The organism is Mesorhizobium sp. WSM4845, assembly GCF_055811455.1.
In genome coordinates, this window is the sequence record NZ_JBVVQA010000005.1 from 52,754 (window position 1) to 70,694 (window position 17,941).

The 17,941-nt window shown below is 63.0% G+C and carries 19 protein-coding genes; 10 read left to right on the plus strand and 9 right to left on the minus strand.

The window, feature by feature from the left end; all coding sequences use genetic code 11:
- Positions 1 to 79 precede the first annotated feature (79 nt).
- Both AC0L2C_RS07820 and AC0L2C_RS07825 read left to right on the plus strand, forming a co-directional pair.
- Complete coding sequence (locus AC0L2C_RS07820) at positions 80 to 1,090, plus strand: methyltransferase (RefSeq protein WP_473508573.1); 1,011 nt, start codon at positions 80 to 82, stop codon at positions 1,088 to 1,090.
- A 103-nt stretch (positions 1,091 to 1,193) separates the two neighbouring features.
- On the plus strand, positions 1,194 to 1,997 hold the full coding sequence (locus tag AC0L2C_RS07825; protein WP_473508572.1) for a potassium channel family protein: 804 nt from the start codon (positions 1,194 to 1,196) through the stop codon (positions 1,995 to 1,997).
- A gap of 103 nt (positions 1,998 to 2,100) precedes the next feature.
- Here the strand turns inward: AC0L2C_RS07825 and AC0L2C_RS07830 are convergent, their stop codons facing one another.
- Positions 2,101 to 2,982, minus strand: a complete 882-nt coding sequence (locus AC0L2C_RS07830; RefSeq protein WP_473508571.1) for a DMT family transporter — start codon at positions 2,980 to 2,982, stop codon at positions 2,101 to 2,103.
- A 155-nt stretch (positions 2,983 to 3,137) separates the two neighbouring features.
- Here AC0L2C_RS07830 and AC0L2C_RS07835 point away from each other — a divergent pair, with 155 nt between their 5' ends.
- Positions 3,138 to 3,644, plus strand: coding sequence for a hypothetical protein (locus AC0L2C_RS07835; RefSeq protein WP_473523117.1), 507 nt, complete (start codon positions 3,138 to 3,140; stop codon positions 3,642 to 3,644).
- Between the two features lie 98 nt (positions 3,645 to 3,742).
- On the opposite strand, the gene AC0L2C_RS07840 is transcribed toward AC0L2C_RS07835, so the two are convergent.
- Positions 3,743 to 5,071 (minus strand): DNA polymerase IV, encoded by a 1,329-nt coding sequence (locus tag AC0L2C_RS07840; RefSeq protein ID WP_473523118.1) that lies wholly within the window; start codon positions 5,069 to 5,071, stop codon positions 3,743 to 3,745.
- A gap of 68 nt (positions 5,072 to 5,139) precedes the next feature.
- On the opposite strand from AC0L2C_RS07840, the gene AC0L2C_RS07845 reads away from it, so the two are divergent.
- From AC0L2C_RS07845 to AC0L2C_RS07855, 3 genes are all read left to right on the plus strand, one after another.
- Positions 5,140 to 5,715 (plus strand): GNAT family N-acetyltransferase, encoded by a 576-nt coding sequence (locus tag AC0L2C_RS07845; RefSeq protein ID WP_473523119.1) that lies wholly within the window; start codon positions 5,140 to 5,142, stop codon positions 5,713 to 5,715.
- A gap of 123 nt (positions 5,716 to 5,838) precedes the next feature.
- Positions 5,839 to 6,561 carry a DUF6065 family protein gene (locus AC0L2C_RS07850; protein WP_473523120.1) on the plus strand — a complete coding sequence of 241 codons (723 nt, stop codon included), beginning with the start codon at positions 5,839 to 5,841 and terminating at the stop codon, positions 6,559 to 6,561.
- A 739-nt stretch (positions 6,562 to 7,300) separates the two neighbouring features.
- Positions 7,301 to 7,816, plus strand: coding sequence for a hypothetical protein (locus AC0L2C_RS07855; protein WP_473523121.1), 516 nt, complete (start codon positions 7,301 to 7,303; stop codon positions 7,814 to 7,816).
- On the opposite strand, the gene AC0L2C_RS07860 is transcribed toward AC0L2C_RS07855, so the two are convergent.
- Both AC0L2C_RS07860 and AC0L2C_RS07865 read right to left on the minus strand, forming a co-directional pair.
- A complete protein-coding gene (locus AC0L2C_RS07860) occupies positions 7,776 to 8,567 on the minus strand; it encodes an anti-sigma factor family protein (protein ID WP_091593572.1) in 792 nt (263 codons plus the stop codon). The genes AC0L2C_RS07855 and AC0L2C_RS07860 overlap by 41 nt on opposite strands.
- Positions 8,564 to 9,106 (minus strand): RNA polymerase sigma factor, encoded by a 543-nt coding sequence (locus AC0L2C_RS07865; protein WP_473523122.1) that lies wholly within the window; start codon positions 9,104 to 9,106, stop codon positions 8,564 to 8,566. The genes AC0L2C_RS07860 and AC0L2C_RS07865 overlap by 4 nt, the downstream gene beginning before the upstream one ends.
- Positions 9,107 to 9,231: 125 nt before the next feature.
- On the opposite strand from AC0L2C_RS07865, the gene AC0L2C_RS07870 reads away from it, so the two are divergent.
- Positions 9,232 to 10,671, plus strand: a complete 1,440-nt coding sequence (locus AC0L2C_RS07870) for a S8 family serine peptidase (protein WP_473523123.1) — start codon at positions 9,232 to 9,234, stop codon at positions 10,669 to 10,671.
- A gap of 148 nt (positions 10,672 to 10,819) precedes the next feature.
- Complete coding sequence (locus tag AC0L2C_RS07875) at positions 10,820 to 12,313, plus strand: hypothetical protein (RefSeq protein WP_473523124.1); 1,494 nt, start codon at positions 10,820 to 10,822, stop codon at positions 12,311 to 12,313.
- Positions 12,314 to 12,337: 24 nt separating this feature from the next.
- Here the strand turns inward: AC0L2C_RS07875 and AC0L2C_RS07880 are convergent, their stop codons facing one another.
- A complete protein-coding gene (locus tag AC0L2C_RS07880; protein ID WP_473523125.1) occupies positions 12,338 to 12,637 on the minus strand; it encodes a DUF3572 domain-containing protein in 300 nt (99 codons plus the stop codon).
- A gap of 249 nt (positions 12,638 to 12,886) precedes the next feature.
- Between AC0L2C_RS07880 and AC0L2C_RS07885 the strand changes: the two genes are divergently transcribed.
- Both AC0L2C_RS07885 and AC0L2C_RS07890 read left to right on the plus strand, forming a co-directional pair.
- Positions 12,887 to 13,243, plus strand: a complete 357-nt coding sequence (locus AC0L2C_RS07885; RefSeq protein ID WP_287247952.1) for a response regulator — start codon at positions 12,887 to 12,889, stop codon at positions 13,241 to 13,243.
- Between the two features lie 33 nt (positions 13,244 to 13,276).
- Complete coding sequence (locus AC0L2C_RS07890; RefSeq protein WP_023801084.1) at positions 13,277 to 14,650, plus strand: PleD family two-component system response regulator; 1,374 nt, start codon at positions 13,277 to 13,279, stop codon at positions 14,648 to 14,650.
- Positions 14,651 to 15,037: 387 nt separating this feature from the next.
- On the opposite strand, the gene rpmG is transcribed toward AC0L2C_RS07890, so the two are convergent.
- The 4 genes from rpmG to AC0L2C_RS07910 form a co-directional block, all read right to left on the minus strand.
- A complete protein-coding gene (rpmG, locus tag AC0L2C_RS07895; RefSeq protein ID WP_006201775.1) occupies positions 15,038 to 15,205 on the minus strand; it encodes a 50S ribosomal protein L33 in 168 nt (55 codons plus the stop codon).
- 242 nt (positions 15,206 to 15,447) lie between these two features.
- Positions 15,448 to 15,903 carry a hypothetical protein gene (locus tag AC0L2C_RS07900; protein WP_023801085.1) on the minus strand — a complete coding sequence of 152 codons (456 nt, stop codon included), beginning with the start codon at positions 15,901 to 15,903 and terminating at the stop codon, positions 15,448 to 15,450.
- Positions 15,904 to 16,008: 105 nt separating this feature from the next.
- Positions 16,009 to 17,184: an MFS transporter gene (locus AC0L2C_RS07905; RefSeq protein ID WP_023801086.1), complete on the minus strand. Its 1,176-nt coding sequence runs from the start codon at positions 17,182 to 17,184 to the stop codon at positions 16,009 to 16,011.
- Between the two features lie 21 nt (positions 17,185 to 17,205).
- Positions 17,206 to 17,940 (minus strand): NUDIX hydrolase, encoded by a 735-nt coding sequence (locus AC0L2C_RS07910; RefSeq protein ID WP_128172324.1) that lies wholly within the window; start codon positions 17,938 to 17,940, stop codon positions 17,206 to 17,208.
- Position 17,941: the final 1 nt, after the last annotated feature.

Here is a 17,941-nt window from a genome sequence, read left to right on the forward strand (position 1 = left end):
GGTCGCATTGCCCGGTGACGATGCCGCTGGTATTGTGGGCTCGGCGGCCTGGGTCTTTTGGCGGCCGGGGGAGTGCGTCATGGATGAGCGGGATGCCGCTGCCGAACTCCAGAAAATGGTCAATGGCTTCCAGGTATCTCAGGCGATATGCGTCGCCGCCACGCTGGGCATTGCAGACCATCTCAAGGACGGAAAACGCAGCAGCGGCGAACTGGCCGTGCTGACCAATACCCATCCGCAGGCGCTCTACCGGCTGCTGCGCGCCCTTGCGTCCGCCGGCGTGTTCCATGAAGCGAAAGACCGGTCCTTCTCGCTGACCCCGGTTGGCGGCGCGTTGCGATCCGACGTTCAGCATTCGGTCGCGTCGTGGGCAATTCTGGCCGGACGGCCGTATTTCCGTCAGGCATGGAGCGATCTGCTGCACAGTGTCAGCACCGGCGAAAACGCCTTTCGCCACGCTTATGGCAAGGGCGTTTGGGAATACCGGGCGGAGCATCCGGAAGAGTCCGTCGTTTTCGACCGGGCGATGACGGCCATGTCGCGTGGCGTCGCCGCTGCGGTGCTCGCGGCCTATGACTTCCGGCAGTTCTCTGTCGTTATGGATGTAGGCGGCGGGCAGGGCGCGCTGCTTGCCGAAATCCTCCGCCGCAATCCCGGCCAGCGCGGCATTCTATTCGATCAGCCGCAGGTCGTGGCGAAGGCCGGCCCGGTCTTCGACGCCGCGGCTGTGGCCGATCGCTGCGACATCGTCGCCGGCGATTTCTTCGTCTCGGTGCCCGAAGGAGCCGATGCGATTGTGCTTAAATGGATCCTGCATGACTGGGACGACGACACAAACATCCGGATCCTGAAAAGCTGCCGCCGGGCGATTCGCCCAGAAGGCAAACTGCTGGTGCTCGAGAGCATTCTGGCGCCGCCCAATGAAGGCGCCGTCGCAAAATTCGGCGATCTGAACATGCTGGTCATGCCGGGCGGGCAGGAGCGCACGGCGGAAGAATTCAGGTTGCTGCTTGTCGCGTCGGATTTTCGGGTCGCGAATATCGTTGAAGCCGGACCTCGCATCAGCATCATCGAGGCCGAACCGGTCTGATTGCTTTCCGGGTGTGGAACGCTGCGGATGTACTCAAGCCACAGCGGCTTGCCTCTGCTCTGCCCACTGGACGGCTGTCGCAGCGAGCGTTATCGCAATTGTCATGAAGGCGCCGGAAAGGGACGGAGTGCAGGATTTTTCAGCCTTGACGCGGCTGCGCGACACATTGCGCAAACTCTATCACGGGCGCACGCCTGCGGCTTTCCGGTTTCAGCTGGCGGCTGTTATCATCGACCTTGCCATCATCGCCTTCTTCATCGCCACACCGGTGATCCAGGAATCGTCCTCGTTCCTCTGGCTCGATTATTCAGTGGCAGCGCTTGTCGCCGCCGACATGATTGCCCGGCTGCTGGCGTCAAACAACATGCTGCGCCTGATGAAACAGCCGACGTCGTGGGTCGACGGCTTCATCCTGCTGACGCTGCTGCTGCCTTCGGCGCTGGCCAATCTGGGTTTTCTGCGCATATTGCGGCTGTGGTCGCTGTCGCGCAGCGGCGCGCTGTGGCGGTTTTTCGAGATGCGCGGCCTCAAAAAATGGCGCGAGGCAAGCCATGCAGTCATCAATCTCCTGACATTCCTGTTTGTCGTCACCGGTTTCGTCTACACCTTCTTCTTCCGCACCGGGGCCGGTCTCGAAGGCTATGTCGATGCGCTGTATTTCACCGTCGCCACGGTGACCACGACCGGCTTCGGCGACATCGTCCTGCCGGGGATAGCCGGCAAGCTCACTGCCATTGTCACCATGATCATCGGCATATCGCTGTTCGTCAGGCTGGCACAGGCGCTCTTCCGTCCCAATAAGGTCTTCTTCCCGTGCCCGCAATGCGGCCTTCAGCGGCATGAAGCCGACGCCGTCCACTGCAAGGCCTGCGGGCATCTCCTCAACATACCCGACGAAGGCGACTGAAATGCGAGGCTAAGCGCGGTTTTGTGGAACAAATACCGCGCGGTAGCTCTTTGCTTTAACGCATTTTGTCGGACGCCAAACGAAGACGTTTGGCTGCAAAATGCTAAGACGCTGCCACTTCCGCTGGTTTGGTCGCCTTTTTCTGCAGATTAAGCAGATTGCCCAGCAGGATCAGCAAGGCGCCCCCGGCGGTGAAGGCGTCGATCTGCTCCTGATACAGCAGCCAGCCGATCAGCGCCGACAGCGGCACGCGCAAAAAGTCCATCGGCGAGATTACGGTGGCGTCGGCATAGGCGAGTGCGCGCGCCATGCAGAAATGCGACGACATGCCGGTGAAGGCGATCAGCAGGATCCACGGCCACAGTTCGAGCGGCGGGTTGCGCCATTCGTAGAGCGCCGGGATCAGCCCGAGCACCGACTGGATGACCAGCATCCAAAAGATGATGGACACGACGCTGTCCGTCCGCGTCAGCGATTTGACCAGGACCACGGATATGCCGAAGCAGACCGCGGCACCCAGCACGACAACATGTCCCGGATCGACCGAGCCAACGCCCGGACGGACGATGATCAGCACACCGATCAGCCCGAGCACGATCGCCGCAAGTCTTGGCCGGCTTAGTCTTTCACCAAGAAAGCCGACCGCCAGAATGGCCGTCCAGATCGGCGTCGTGAATTCGATGGAGATCAGCACGGCCAGCGGGATCAATGTCAAGGCGTAGAGCCATGCCGCCTGGCCGACAAAATGGACGACGTTGCGGGCGATATGGGCGGTGGGGCGTTTGCTGCGCATTGCCGCAAAACCGCCTGACATCATCACCAGCGGCAGGAGGATGAACAGGCCGATCACCGAGCGCAGCTCCAGCACCTGGAAGACGTTGAGCTCGGCGGTCGTGGCGCGGCCGGCGACCGACATCGTCAGAAACGATGCGATCGACAGCGCCATCCAGAACGCAGCCTTGGGGATCGAGGGCGAGGGTGCCATGCGCGCTATGTCGCAAGCCGGGACTTTCACCGCAACCGCTAGTCGACGCATTCGGCTGGGCCAGAAGCGAGGTGTTGCAAAACGGTCATCTCGAAGGCGGAACCTGCCGTCACGGCGAGCGTTGGTCCAACAGCCAATTCAAGGGGAGAGATCCAATGAAATCATGTGCACGATTTGCACTCGCCGGCTGCCTGACGGCTGCCGCCGGCGCGGCTCATGCCGACGAGGCCGATTTTCTTCGCTCGTTCGAGGGGAATTTTGCCGGCAAGGGCACCGTCAAGGTAACCACCGAGGCGCCGACGGTGAACGTCTCCTGCCGCTTCAATTCCGACGCGACATCGAGTTCACTGTCGCTGGACGGCACCTGCCGCGGTCTCGTCGTGGTGACGCGCGCCATCAGTGCCGACCTGAAGTCCAGCGGGACGAAGTACACCGGCACCTATGTCGGATCCCGCACCGGACCGGCGCAGCTCAGCGGCAGGCGCTCGGGCAATGCGATCAATCTCGGCATCCGCTGGGCGAAGGAGGTCAACGGCGACCGCACCGCGCAAATGACCGTCGAGAAGAAAGGCGAGGACGGCATGCGGCTGACCGTTATCGACGTCGACCCGAAAACCGGCGAGCGCGTGACGACCAGCCGGATCGATCTGCGACGCACCTGAAGCGGCCCGCTTTACCTTGTCTTGTTTGAGCGTGGTCTTTCCGAGAACTGGATCCGCTTTTCGCTTGCGCGGACATTCGGTTCGGGGTCATGCTTAAACTAGTCCTCGATCGGCTCTGACGGGTGGGCGTTGCGGCCCTTGCCGAAGGTGTAGCCGGTCTCCACCGCCCTGCGGCCGAACTTGTCGCGCAACCTGTCGATGGCGCTTTCGGCCATGGCACGCTTGCGTGACTGGATATCGACGAGGTCGGGCGGATCGGCTTTTTCGTCATTCGAGAGGTCGCTGACGCCGATGCCGAGCAGCCGGTATCGGGTGCCGTCCGCCTCTTTGCGCAGCAGCTCGAGCCCGGTCGAGAAAATGCGGTCGGCCAGCCGTGTCGGGTCGCCGAGCTGCCGGTTGCGCGTGCGGGTCTTGAAATCCTGCGTCTTCAGCTTCAGCACGACGGTGCGCCCGGCAATGCCGGATTTCTTCAGCCGCCCCGAGACTTTTTCCGACAGCGCTCTCAGCACCGAAACCAGTTGCTCGGGGGAGGCGATGTCGGTGTCGAAAGTGGTCTCCGCCGAGACGCTTTTCGCATCCTGGTCGGGGTGGACGCGGCGGTCGTCCTCGCCGCGTGAAAGATGGTAGAGCCGGTCGCCCATCACGCCGTAGCGACGCATCAGGTCGCCGCGCTCCATGCGCTGCAACTGGCCGATGGTGCGGATGCCGTCGCGCTCAAGCGTGGCGGCGAAGGCTTTTCCCACCCCCCAGATAAGCGTCACCGGCTGCTCGGCCAGAAAGCCGGTCGCCTCGGCTTCGCCGATCGCCGAAAAACCGCGCGGCTTGCGAAAGTCCGACGCCACCTTGGCCAGGAACTTGCAGTAGGAAAGGCCTGATGAAACGGTGATGCCGATCTCCTTCTCCACCTTGAGCGCGAAGCGTGCCAGCACCACCGCCGGCGGCAAGCCATGCAGGCGCTCGGTGCCGGCAAGGTCCAGAAACGCTTCGTCGATGGAGATCGGCTCGACCAGCGGCGTCAGCGCCTGCATCATGGCGCGCACCTCGCGGCCGACGCGACCATATTTTTCCATGTTAGGCGGGATGACGACCGCTTCCGGACAGGCTTCGAGCGCCTTGAACATCGGCATCGCCGAGCGCACCCCATGGATGCGGGCGATGTAGCAAGCGGTGGAGACGACGCCGCGCTTGCCGCCGCCGATGATCAACGGCCGGTCCTTCAGCGCCGGGTTGTCGCGCTTTTCGACCGCCGCATAAAACGCGTCGCAGTCGATGTGGGCGAGATGCAGCCGGTAGAGCTCCGGATGGCGGGCCAACCGTGGACTGCCGCAGCGCTCACAGCGCCGTACCTCACCGCGCTGAAAGGTCAGGCAGTCGCGGCAAAAACCGTGATCGGGATTGTTGACAGGAACCGCCATCGCTGCGAACATAAAGAGAACAAAAGCAATGGTACGTCAGGACGGACGCCACGACAAGGCGGTGGGCCGGGAGAGAGTTCGTGAATACGACCATAGCGCCGCTGGTGCCCGAGCTTTGGGCGGATTTTGAAGATCTTTTCGGTAAGCAGGGTGCCTGCTACGGCTGTTGGTGCACACATTTCCGGCTGTCGCCGGCAGCGCGCCGCGCCGGCAACCGGGAACGCAACAAGGACCACATCAAGGCGCGGATCGAGGCCGGACCGCCACCGGGCGTGCTGGCGTTCGAGGATGGCAAGGCGGTCGGCTGGATGCAGATCGGCCCGCGCGCCGACGTGCCCGAATGGAACAACAAGGGCAGGGGGTCGGCGCCGGTCGATCCCGCCGACGCCACCGATCCGGGCGTCTGGGCGATTTCCTGCTTCTTCATCCGCGTCAAGGCGCGCGGCAGGGGCGTGACGCACCAGCTGGTCGAAGGCGGGATCGAATTTGCTCGCCAGAATGGCGCGCGGCTGGTCGAGGCATGTCCGATCGACCTGTCGAGAGATTCGCGTTCGATCGGGCTGTTCGTCGGCTCGTCGCGGGTCTTCGAGAAAGCCGGTTTCGAGAGGCTGGTCGAGCGCAAGGCGGGCCGGCCGCTGATGCGATTGGTGCTTTAGTCAACGCTGCTGTGCGCGCCGCGGCGACCGAACTATCGTAGTCGGCCTGCATATCAGACGTCCATCCGGGAATAAATCCGGCTGCGGCCCGTTCCTCCTCGGATTTTTCCATGGAGGCCATCGATGTTTCATTTTTCCCAGACTTCTCAGAAGACCTCTCGCTCGATCCGGTTTGCCTGTCGGCCGGAAGATCATGGCGTCATCGCGCCGCCGGTAGCGGCCAAGACGGTCCTGCCGGACTGGTTCCGCAAACTGCCGCCGGTCGATGCGCAGCAAGCCTCGGCCACCAACAATGGCCTGACCGTCAAGCGCTGCATGCCGTTTCTCGACGCGATGACAACTGGCTGGATCCTGCCGCTCGCGGCGACAGTCCGCCTTGAGGTCAAGGATGGCGGCAGCGCCGTCGATGCCGGCTGGGAGTTCGACAGGGTGATGGTGAGCAATCATGGCGCGCATCAGGTCGCCGGCAATCCGAAGGAACCGGCACCGCCATGCAAGTTTCACAATTACTGGTCGATCCGTACCCCGCCGGGCTGGAGTTGTCTATTCCTGCCGCCGCTCAATCGGCCGGCTCAGCCTTTCGAATGCGTCGCCGGCATCGTCGATACCGACACCTACGCAGCCCACATCCATTTTCCGTTCTTTGCGACGGCGCCGGATGGCCTCTACGTCATCGAAAAGGGAACGCCGCTGGTCCAGGTCATATCGTTTCGCCGCGAAGATGCGGCGCTCAAGGCCGAAATCCAGGCGGAGACCGGAGCCGAGGCGACCGAGCGCGAAGCGGTCTACCGCAACACGATTGCCAGCGAAGGCTGGTATCGCAAATGGGCCCGCGCGGCCCGCTAGACTTTTCCTGGAGAACAATGCGAAACGGGGCCGCTGGGCCCCGTTTCCTTGTGGAGTGCCAAGCGCGGCAGATTTTCAAGTCGAAGCGAACCGCCGATCTGTCTTGACGCATCGGGGCCGGTCGGCAGCGAACGTCCACGGTCCCTTTCAGCGGAATCGCAGACTTTTGAGATTGGCCGAAAACACCCCTCCACTTCGTCATCCTAGGGCGAAGCGACGCAGACCCCTGGGGTGCATACCGTTACCTTGGAGCGCTGCTGCGGTCCAGAACCTTTGATCGCCGAGGGACAGCGCCCCCCTCTGTCCTGCCGGACATCTCCCCCACAAGGAGGGAGATTGGCCTTCATCACTGATTTCGCCAACCACCAGCGTTGCAAAAAGAATGCTGTCCGCGAAGCTGCCGATCTCCCCCCAAGTGGGGGAGATGTCCGGCAGGACAGAGGGGGGCGCGAAGGATCGCTACAGAGCGCTTTTATTCTGCATTCTTCGGCGGATGTCACGGAATGGATCCCCAGGGTCGGCGCCGCGTCGCTTCGCTCCTTGCTTTGCCCTGACGACGTCGTGGTGGCCTATGCCAATCGCCAGCGAATGCGAAACGGGGGCCGGCTGGCCCCCGTTTGTCTGTGGATTGTTTTAGAGCCGCGGACACAAGTCGAAGCGCGCCGCCGCTCTATCGCGCGGCCCGCGTCAACGCCGCCAGTTGCGCGACCACCCGCGATCCGAACCGTTCGAGTTCGAGTTGGAGGAACTGTTCGACGATGAGTTCGAATTCGAGTTGCTCGAGGAATTGGAGCTGGAGTTCGAAGACGAGTTCGAATTCGAATTGCTCGACGAATTAGAGCTGGAATTCGACGAACCGTTGGACGACGAATTGGAGCTCGAATTTGAAGAGCTGTTGCCAGCGACGATGAAGGAACCGTCGCTTTGGCTGGACATTGCGGCCGGCGGACGCTCGGTTTCCGGCGCCCCCGCGGGAGACTCCTTCGCCTGCGCCGTGGTGCTCGCGAGCGCTGCCATTCCTGCGACCAGTGTCGACTTGAGCTTCCAGTGTCTTGTCATGGTAGTTACTCCTTGTTTCAGACCGGACCGGCAGTTGCGGCCCGGCGGAGTAACGGGCGATCGCCGGCTTTATTCCATTCAAAGAAAGTTGGATTCCATTTCAGAGCAAGCCGGGTCAGAGCAAGCCGGGTCAGAGCAGCCGGGCCGTCGCAGTTTCACTTCCGGTCCTTTTGACGGATCTCGTCCAGCGCTTTGACTTCCTCCTCGGCTGACATCGGAGCGCCGGCTTCGATCGCCGAAAGATAGGCGTCGAGGGCTTCGGTCGACGAGGCCGGGGCATAGCCTCCGGCGTCGCCGGGCGCCACGACCGCGAAGCTGACGCGCCATTCGTCGCCGGAACGGCAGGCGACCGACATCACCGTGGAGCGGTCCTGCGAGTCGACCTCGAATTCGCGGCACAAATCCTGCGAATCGTTACGGAACGTAGCGATGGCCCGGAACCGGTCGCTAATCCCGGCGAGCTTGATTTCCTTGCCGGACTCGACCGTTTCAAGGGCCTGGGCCAGGCCCGGCCTGATGACGCCGGCAACCCACAAGCCGCCCTGCGTGCGTTCGTTGCTGCCTGCTGCCCAATAGCCGGCGAGCCCGCCGCCAATTGCCGCCGCGAGAGAGGCGGCAATTGGCAGCATCCATCGAGACCTCGAAGCAGGCCCTGCCAAGCGCCTGTTGCCGAAGGGCAGTATCGATGCCGTCGCCGCTTTCTCGCCGGCACGCCTGGCCTCGATCATCTGCTCGACGGCCGCGACAAGTTTTTCGGGAACCGGCTCGTCGAGCAGCGGCTTCAGCGCGGCCTGCGCCTGCGCTCTGGTTTCGATGAACACAGCAATCCTGGCAACCAGACGGTCGTCCGTTTCCATCGCCTGCTCGATCCTGGCGACCATGTCCGGATCAAGCTCACCGTCGGCGAACCGCATCAGGATTTCGTCCGAAAAAGTCTCTTCGGTCATTTTGCAGCCCCTTTTGTGACCGGAGAACGGATGGGCGCCGAAGATATTCCAGTCGCCTCCGCCAGATTCCTCCTCGCTCGGGCCAGCCTGCTCATCACCGTCCCGATCGGCACGGCAAGGACTTCCGCGGCCTCCTTGTAGGAAAGCTCTTCGACACAGACCAGAAGCAGCACGTCGCGCTGGTCGGCGGCGAGATCGCCTATGGCTTGCGCCACGCTGTTCAGCGCCAGCCGCGCCTCCATCTCGCGCTCACCGGAAACGCCGGCGATGTCATGGCGCCCGTCGATATCGTCCTGCGGGCCGGCGACCTTGCGCTTGCGGATGTCGTCGATCCACAGATTTCTCAGGATCTTGAACATCCACGCGTCGAAGCGCGTCCCTGGCTCGAAACGCTGCTCGTTGGCGAGCGCCCGTTCGCAGGCGCGCTGGACAAGATCGTCCGCGATGTCGCGGGACCGGCACAGCGCAATCGCGAACCGGCGCAGATTCGGCAGAAAAGCGACAAGCTGATCTTGGACGCGGTCGGCTTTTTCCGGCATGTTGCTCCAGGTTCTGGAATAAAGCGGCCCCGCGCCCGTTCCTCGCAAGGCTAGCTTATTGCCGAACAGCTCCGCTAGCCTCGCGATGTTGAAAATCGGCGACGGCCGGAAATGTGAGGGAGACCATGCGCGCCACCTCCTGGTTGAGACCAAAAGCCCTGCTGCTTTTCTGGGTCGCCGTCGCATTGCTCGTCGATCCTCAGGCGCCAGGCGGCCAGCTGGCGCTCGGCGAGTTCGGACCAAGATCGGCGTTGGCCGATGACGACGGTGGCGGTGACGACGGTGGCGGTGACGATGGCGGTGGTGATGACGGCGGTCGGTCCGGCGCTTCGCCCGGTGGGTCGCGAACGACGTCCAGCCGATCGACCGGACCGAACCTGTTTCGCGCGCTGACGGATCGGTTTCTTCCGCGCCCGCCAAGGCGCGGCGGCAGGCGTGCGCAACGGCCAGCCGCCCCTTTGCCGTCTCGGGCACCGGACCAGATCGTGGCGACCGGGCTGAGTTCGGCTGAGATCGGTCGGCTTCAGGCAACCGGCTTCACCCTACTGGACCGTGCCGCCATTCAGCTTCTTGGATCGGAGCTGATTCGGTTGCGCATTCCACCCAACATGCCGCTGGAGGCTGCGCGCGATCTTGTCATCGATGCCGCTCCGCAGTCGACGGCAGATTTCGTGCATTACTACCGGCCCGGACAAGAAGCCGAATGTGCCGGGCCGCACTGCGCCGCCGCGGGCCTGATCGGCTGGCCGGCCGGTAGCGGACTGCCAGCCGGCTGCGGTGGCAATGTCACGATCGGCCTTATCGACACCGCGATCAATCCTGCGCATGACGCCTTCTCGAAAGGCCGGGTCGAAGTTCTTCGCCTGTCGGACGACGGCGTTCCCGAGTCCGGCCGCCAGCACGGCACCGCCGTCGCGGCCCTGCTTGTCGGCGGCGCCGACAGCCGTACTCCCGGCCTGCTGCCGCACGCTAGGCTCATCGCGGTCGATGCGTTTCATCGGGGCGATCGCCAGGATGACCGCTCGGAGGCCTACGATCTGCTTCGCGCGCTCGACTTTCTTTCGGCGCGCGGCGTGCAGGTGACGAATATGAGCCTGTCGGGACCTGCGAATGCGCTTCTCGAGCAGGTTGTCCGAAGACTCTCCGAACGCGGCATGGTGATCGTCGCCGCCGCCGGCAATGGCGGCCCAAAAGCCGGGCCTGCCTATCCGGCGGCCTATGCTGAAGTGATCGCGGTGACGGCGGTCGACCGCATGAAACGCCCCTACAGGCGCGCCGGCCGCGGCGAGCATATCGACCTGGCCGCTCCCGGCGTCCAAGTGTGGACGGCCGCGTCGGTCAGCGGCGCACGGCCGAAGACCGGCACCTCCTTCGCGGCGCCCTTCGTCACCGCAGCCGCTGCCTTGATGAAATCTGCAAACGGCAACGCCACCGCAGCCGACATTCAAGACGCGCTCGGCAAGTCGGCGGAAGATCTCGGCGCGCCGGGCAAGGACGACGTCTTCGGCTGGGGCCTGCTCAATGCCAGCGCCGCTTGCCTCGTCACGTCGAAGAAGGCGACCTGAAGCTCCACTGTCGATCCGGAGGATAGCGCGGAGGGCGAAGGCTGGTTATAGACGGCTTCCAGCCCCAACGAGGGGATTGCACCCCGACGGTTTCCGATTACGGTTGCGGCTGGAGTTTTTACCACAGAAACAGCAACGGAGATTCTGCGTGAATCGTGTTCTGCCGGCCGTCTTTGTCCTCGCGCTCAGCGCGCCTGCCTTCGGCCAGACCGTCGACGGCGAGGGTGCCAAGCAGCTCTCCGAAAATCTGTCCCGCTATTTCGGCAGCAAGGCGATCGACAGCGGTTTCCTGAAGGTTTCGGTGGAAGACGACGCCTACAAACTCGCCGTCGATTTCAAACCTGTCGTGGACCTGCTGGCGGCGCAGAATTCCTTCAAGTTCGACTTCAGCCCCTACGCATTGCTCGTCAAGCCAGGCAGCAACGGGACATGGAGCGTCTCGGCGGACGTGTCGCAAAGCGGGTCCTTCGAGTTCAAGGGGCCAGAGGGCCCGCAAAGCATGCAGTTCTCGATTACAGACGGCAAGTTTTCCGGCGTCTACGATCCCGAACTGGCGGCTTTCACCAGCGCCACACAGTCGATAGCCGGGATGACGATGAATTCCCGGGACGCCGTGCAGCGCGCCAAGGTGAGCACCGGCGCCGGTACGGCCACCATGAACGCAAGCAAAGCTGCGAATGGCGGCGTGGATTTTACCGCGACGCAGTCGCTCGCCGATTTCGCCGAAGCGCTCGACTTTGACGATCCCAAGAGCGGGCTGAAATTCCCGCTCACGATCAAATCGCCAAAGCTGTCGGTGAACGCGACCGGCAAAGGCGTGCGGACCAGGCCGCTTCTCGATCTGCTGGCATTTGCCGTCGCCAATGAAGACGAGGCTAGACTGAAGGCCAACCAGGCGCAGCTCAAATCGCTCCTGCTCGCCGCGCTGCCGCTGTGGGAGCGGCTCGACGGAACCTACGGGTTCAAGGATCTCACCGTCGAAAGCCCGGTCGGGCTTTTCGGGGCGACTGAACTGGACACAGGCTTCGGAACCGACGGCATCGCCCAGAACGGAGCAATCAACTACTCGATCAGGGCCGCGGGACTGAAGATCCCTGACAATCTCGCGCCCGCCTGGAGCACGGCGCTGCTGCCCACCGATGTCAATCTGAGTTTCGGCGGCGCCAATATCGATCTCGACAGCATGGCGAAGAAGGCGATCGAAGCCTTTGATCTGAACAAGAATCCACCGCTGCCGGCCGACTTCGGCGATACCTTGACCGCTGATTTCATGGCCAAGATGCCGAAATTTGTCATCGGCCACAGCACGGTGAAAAACGGCGATATGGAAATCGCGATGGAAGGCGAGATGACCTTCGCCGGCATGAAGCCGGAGGCCAATGTGACCATCGATGTCGCAGGCTATGACAAGATCGTGGAAAGCCTGCAGGCGGCAGCGAAGTCGGAGCCGGAAGCCGCGCAATATGTGCCGGTGGCGCTTGCGATCAAGGGATTCGGCAAGACGCTGCCGGACGGCCGCATCGAATGGGTCGTCAACGGCAAGCCGGACGGTTCGGTCACCGTCAATGGTGTCATGGTGAAACCGGCCGATCCGGTTGCGGATGCTGACGGCGACGACGGCGAAGAAGAAACGACGCCGTAGGCGTTTTCGCGATCCGGTCGTCGCTTATATCGAATGCTCATGATCCTCGTCGCCAAGCGGCAGCGCCCGCAGCGCCCTGCCGACGGAAGCCGGCGGCGTGCCGGTTTCCGCCGCGAACCGCATGAGCGTCGGCTCGTGGGCGAGGATGAACTGCAGCACGCCGGCCAGGAATCCCGGCTCGCCGGCGGCCTGGCGGATCGAATGCGCCTCGATGCCGGTGATCGCCAGGAAGCGGGGCAGAAGTTCCGGATCGGCGGCGACGAAGCCCAATGCCTTCACGGCAATGGTTTCCGCTTCCTCGCGCATTGACCCTGGGTTTGCCATCACTACCTTCTTGTGGGTTGAATGAGTCTGTTTTTGGCAGTAATCGCAAGCGTCGCCTGCGGCAAGCCATCTGTCTCTGCAATGCGGAGTTCGCGGTGAAATCCGAAGCTTTTCCGGCAGCCGGTTTCCGTTTCGTCAATTATCTCGCGGTAGAGTTGAGCAGGGTTTGGTGCGTACCGGCGAGGGCGCATGGCGGCATCCTTCGAGCGGAAGGCAGGCCGGGACGGGAATTTGATGCCTAAGAAGGTCATGATCGTCGAGGACAACGAGCTCAACATGAAGCTCTTTCGCGACCTCATTGAAGCGAGCGGTTACGAGACGGTACGCACGCGCAACGGTCTGGAAGCGCTGGATCTGGCGCGACTGCACAAGCCGGACCTCATTTTGATGGACATCCAGCTGCCCGAAGTGTCGGGGCTGGAAGTGACCAAATGGCTGAAGGAGGACGACGACCTCCATGTTATCCCGGTCATTGCCGTCACCGCATTCGCGATGAAAGGCGATGAGGAGCGTATCCGCCAGGGTGGCTGCGAAGCCTATATTTCCAAGCCGATCTCGGTGCCGCGTTTCATCGAAACCATCAAATCCTACCTGGGCGACGCCTGATGCGCCCTTCCAGCCGAGCCGGAGCTTTATGAGATGACTGCACGGATCCTCGTCGTCGACGACATCCCTGCCAATGTCAGGCTGCTCGAGGTCCGGCTGCTTGCCGAATATTTCGAGGTGCTGACCGCCACCAACGGGCCGGACGCGATCGAGACCTGTGAAAACGGCAAGGTCGATGTCGTATTGCTCGACGTGATGATGCCTGACATGGACGGGTTCGAAGTCTGCCGCCGGCTGAAGAGCGATCCGGCGACGTCGCACATCCCGGTCGTCATGATCACCGCGCTCGACCAGGTTTCGGACCGGGTGCGCGGCCTCGAGGCCGGTGCGGACGATTTTCTGACCAAGCCGGTCAACGATCTGCAATTGATGACCCGCGTCAAAAGCCTGGTCCGGCTGAAGACTTTGACCGATGAGCTGCGCCTGCGCGCCTCGACCACGCGCAATATCGGCATCGAGGAGCTGTTGAGCCGCAACTTCGCGTCCGCGGACACCACGCCGAAGGTTCTGCTGATCGATGAGCGCAAATCCTCCATTGAGCGCGTCCAGAAGATGCTGCGCAGCAGCGCCGACCTCGACATCGCCACCGATCCGCATGCGGGCTTCTTCCAGGCCGCCGAGACGCCCTATGAATGCGTGATGATCTCGACGGGTTTTGCCGATTTCGATCCGCTCAGGCTCTGCTCGCAACTGCGTTCGCTCGATCGCACCCGTTTCGTGCCGATCATCCTTCTGGCGGAGCAGGGTGAGGAGGGACGCATCGTCCGCGGCCTCGAGCTTGGCATCAACGATTATCTGATGCGTCCGATCGACCAGCATGAATTGACCGCGCGGCTGCGCACGCAGGTGCGCCGCAAGCGCTACAACGACCAGTTGCGCGCCAGCGTCACCCAGACCATCGAGATGGCGGTGACCGACCCGCTGACGGGATTGCACAATCGCCGTTACCTCGACAGCCATCTGCAGACACTGTTCGACCGCGCCGTGGCGCGGCGGCGGCCGCTGTCGGTGATGATCACCGATCTCGACCGCTTCAAGACCGTCAACGACACGCATGGCCATGACGGCGGCGACGAGGTGCTGCGCGAATTCGCGCGGCGGCTGCGCAAGAATGTGCGCGGCATCGATCTCGCCTGCCGCTTCGGTGGCGAGGAGTTCGTCGTGGTGATGCCGGACACGGACGGCGCCGTCGCCGAAAAGGTGGCGGAGCGGATTCGCGCCGAAATCGCCCAGATGCCGTTTGCCGTCGGTCAGGACGGCAAGACGATCGAGGTTACCGTCAGCGTCGGCGTGTCGTCGGTGCTGAAGGGTGTCGACTCGGTTGCCGGGCTGATGAAGCGGGCCGACCTCGCGCTCTACGAAGCCAAGAGCGCCGGCCGCAACCGGGTCGTCGCCAAGGCGGCGTAAAAGTCCGATTATCCTGTCGATGTGACAGGGTTACGAATTTACCTTAACGCAAGCGATTCGCCGGGCTTGGTTAAGAAATTGTTGATTTTCGCAGGCTGTTGCGCAAATGTGCAGGCCGATGACGGGACCGGCGCGAGGGTAGATCGCCGGATCGATCCGAAGAATACCCCATGATTCAGGTCCGCCGCATCTCCTGGGTCCGTGGGGTCGGCCGGCCGGCGCTGGCACATAGTGGCCTCCTCGTACCGCTGCCAAACGCCGGCCGGCCCCCATTCTCAAAATGACATCAAGTCTCTGCGCCAAGCACTGGAAATTCTGGACTTTTCGAGCTTTGAAAACAAAAAAGCCGCCCACGGGGCGGCGTTTTTGTCTAGGCAGGAAAGCAGATTACTTGATCTTGGTTTCCTTGAACTCGACGTGCTTCTTGGCGACCGGATCGTATTTGCGGAACGACAGCTTGTCGGTCTTGGTGCGGCTGTTCTTGCTGGTGACGTAGAAGAAACCGGTGTCGGCGGTCGACAGAAGCTTGATCTTGATGTTTGCGGCTTTGGCCATTGTATCAGTCCATTATGTTCGTGGAGTCTTGGCCGCTGGAGCACGGGAAAACCACCCGGACGCGGGAAACTTGGCGCGACACATAAACAACGCGCCCGGAAAGTCAACCCTGTGAGGCGACCTCTTCCTTCCCATTGTGGGAGAAGGTGGATCGGCGCGTAGCGCCGAGACGGAAGAGGGGTGTTGGACGGAGTGCTGTCAGTGCCAACCTGGAGCACCCCTCATCCGGCCGCTTTCCGAATCTACGCATCTTCTTTAACTGGGGCGGTCTTCTTCCAGTCTCCCGTGGTGTTCCACCAGCGGTTCGGGTTGGAGCGGTCGTCCAATCCCTTGGAGCGGCTGGCGAGGATCGGCTGGATGCGGATCACCGGCTCCTGATAGGTGTGGACCTGGAAGATCGCCTCGACGATGCGGGCGGCCAACGCCTGGTCGTCGGGCAGCTCGAACGACACTTCCACCGTGCCATGCCGTCTGCGCAATTCGGTCTCGGCGCCGGCAGCAGCACCTTCGAGCGCCCGGTAGCGCTCGATGCCGTGCGCCGACTGGTAGGCATTGCTGTCGTATTTGCCCATGGTGAGCGGGGCGATCGCGACCACCGCTTCCATGATACGGTCGACATCGGAAGCCGGCGCCTGGAAGGTCACAAGCAGCAGCAATTCCATCCGCAGCGATTTCGTTTCAAATCCGGAGTCGATCATGGCGGCATCCTCAAATTCGTGGCGTGTTGCTGACAATCTACCCAGGTGCTGCTGACACGGTTATGTCAGCAGCCTTGCGCCACCTGAGGCATCGATCGGGTCTTTCTACAGGATTTTTCGGATGAGCCTGGCGCCGACCAGCGCGATATAGAAGGCGAAGAACAAGCCGAGCGCCCAGCCGAAACCGGAGGGGCCGAAAAGGTCCATGCCGATGCCGATCGCCTGCGGGCCGAGCACCATGCCGACACCGTAGCAGAGCACGAAGGCAGCGTTGGCCGAGGCCAGGTCGTGGCCGGAAAGCTGCGAGCCGAGATGGGCCAGGCCGATCGTGTACATGGCCGCGACGACGCCGCCCCAGACGAACAGAAGCGCCGCCATCAGATGCCAGTTCTGCGCGAAGTGCGGCATGAAGATGGTGCCGGCAAGCCCGATGGTTGCACAGGCCAGAAGCAGATAACGGCGGTCGCTGACCCGGTCGCTGATCATGCCGAGCGGGATCTGCAACAGCACGTTGCCGAGGCCGATCATGGTGAGCAGCAGGGCGGCATCGGCCTCGGAGTAGCCGATGCGGTTGCCATAGACGGGAAACAGCGCAAAGCCACCGGTCTCGACCGCGCCGAACACCAGCACCGCAGCGGTCGCCGTCGGCACCAACCAGATGTAGCGCAGGAAGTTGCTGGTTTCGCCGTTGGAGACGATCGTCGGGCTCTCGTTGCGGGCCGCCAGAACTGGAATGGCGGCCAGCGTCACCAGCGCCATGATGACGCCGAACGGCAGGAAGCCAGCGCTGCCGAGTTGGGCGAACAGCCACGGCCCGGCGGCAAAGCCGAGCGACAGCACGGTGGCGTAGATGCCGAGGACGAGACCGCGCCGGTGCGGCGGCGCCGATGTGCTGATCCAGAATTCCGACAGGATGAAAAGCACCGTCAGCGCGATGTGCAGCAGGACGCGCAACGGAAACCACATCCAGAAGTCCGGTGCGAAATGGAAGCCGACAAAGGCCAGCACTCCGGTGGCGATCATGGCGAGCATCGTCCTGGCGACGCCGAACCGCATCGCCAGCGGGGTGGCGAGCGGTGCGCCGGCGATCGAGGCGAGGCCGGCGACAGCGGTGTTGAAGCCGATCATCGACGCCGAATGGCCACGCGTTTCGAGAATGACGCTGAGCAGCGGCATGCCGAGGCCGATGGCGATGCCGACGACGCTGATCGACGAGATCGCCGCGATCATCGGCAGCCAATGGACGCGTTCTTCGACCTCTTGCTGGGTATCGACTGTCATAGGATGTGAATGCTCTATGCTCTAAAGAATTTCGCGAACGAAGCGATTGCCGACAAGCCGGTAGAAAGGCACGGAACCACCGGGGCGCAGCCGCGGATCGTCGACGAGCCGCTTTTCCAGCTCCTCCAGGATAGCCCTGGTGATGTCGGGCACATCAGCTTCTCTGGCCTTGGCGAGCGGCAGCCAGACCAGTTCCTCCAGCTCGTTGGTCGGACCGCCGTCCGGCAGCTCCACGGCGACGTCTTCGCGCCAGGCGCTGAAGAAGCGCGTGTCGAAGCGCCGCACCCGGTTTGGCGGGGTGATGGCGCGCGCGATGAAGCGCAGCGCTTCCAGCGACGGTCTTACGCCGTGCTCGGCGAAACCCTGCCAATCGCGCCTGGTCGTGGCGAAGGCGCCCTTCTGGCCGATCAGCAGGCCGGCTTCTTCATAGGTCTCGCGAATCGCCGACAGGGCGATGGCGCGGGCGCGGGCCGGGCTGGTGCGGCCGACGCCGGCAGTCAGCCTCGCCTGCTCCTCAGGGTGCAGCGCTGTGGCAACGGGAATTCGGCTGTCGGCCGGATCGGTACGGCCACCGGGAAAGACGAATTTCCCCGGCATGAAGGCGTGACGGGCGTGGCGCCTGCCCATCAGCACCAGGAACTCGGCGCCCCTGCGGTCGAGCAGGATCAGCGTCGCGGCGTCGCGCGGGCGTATAGGCCTGGCGTCGAGCGCGATCGGCTCAACCTTGTCGACTTCCGCCTTGGTCATAACGTCCATG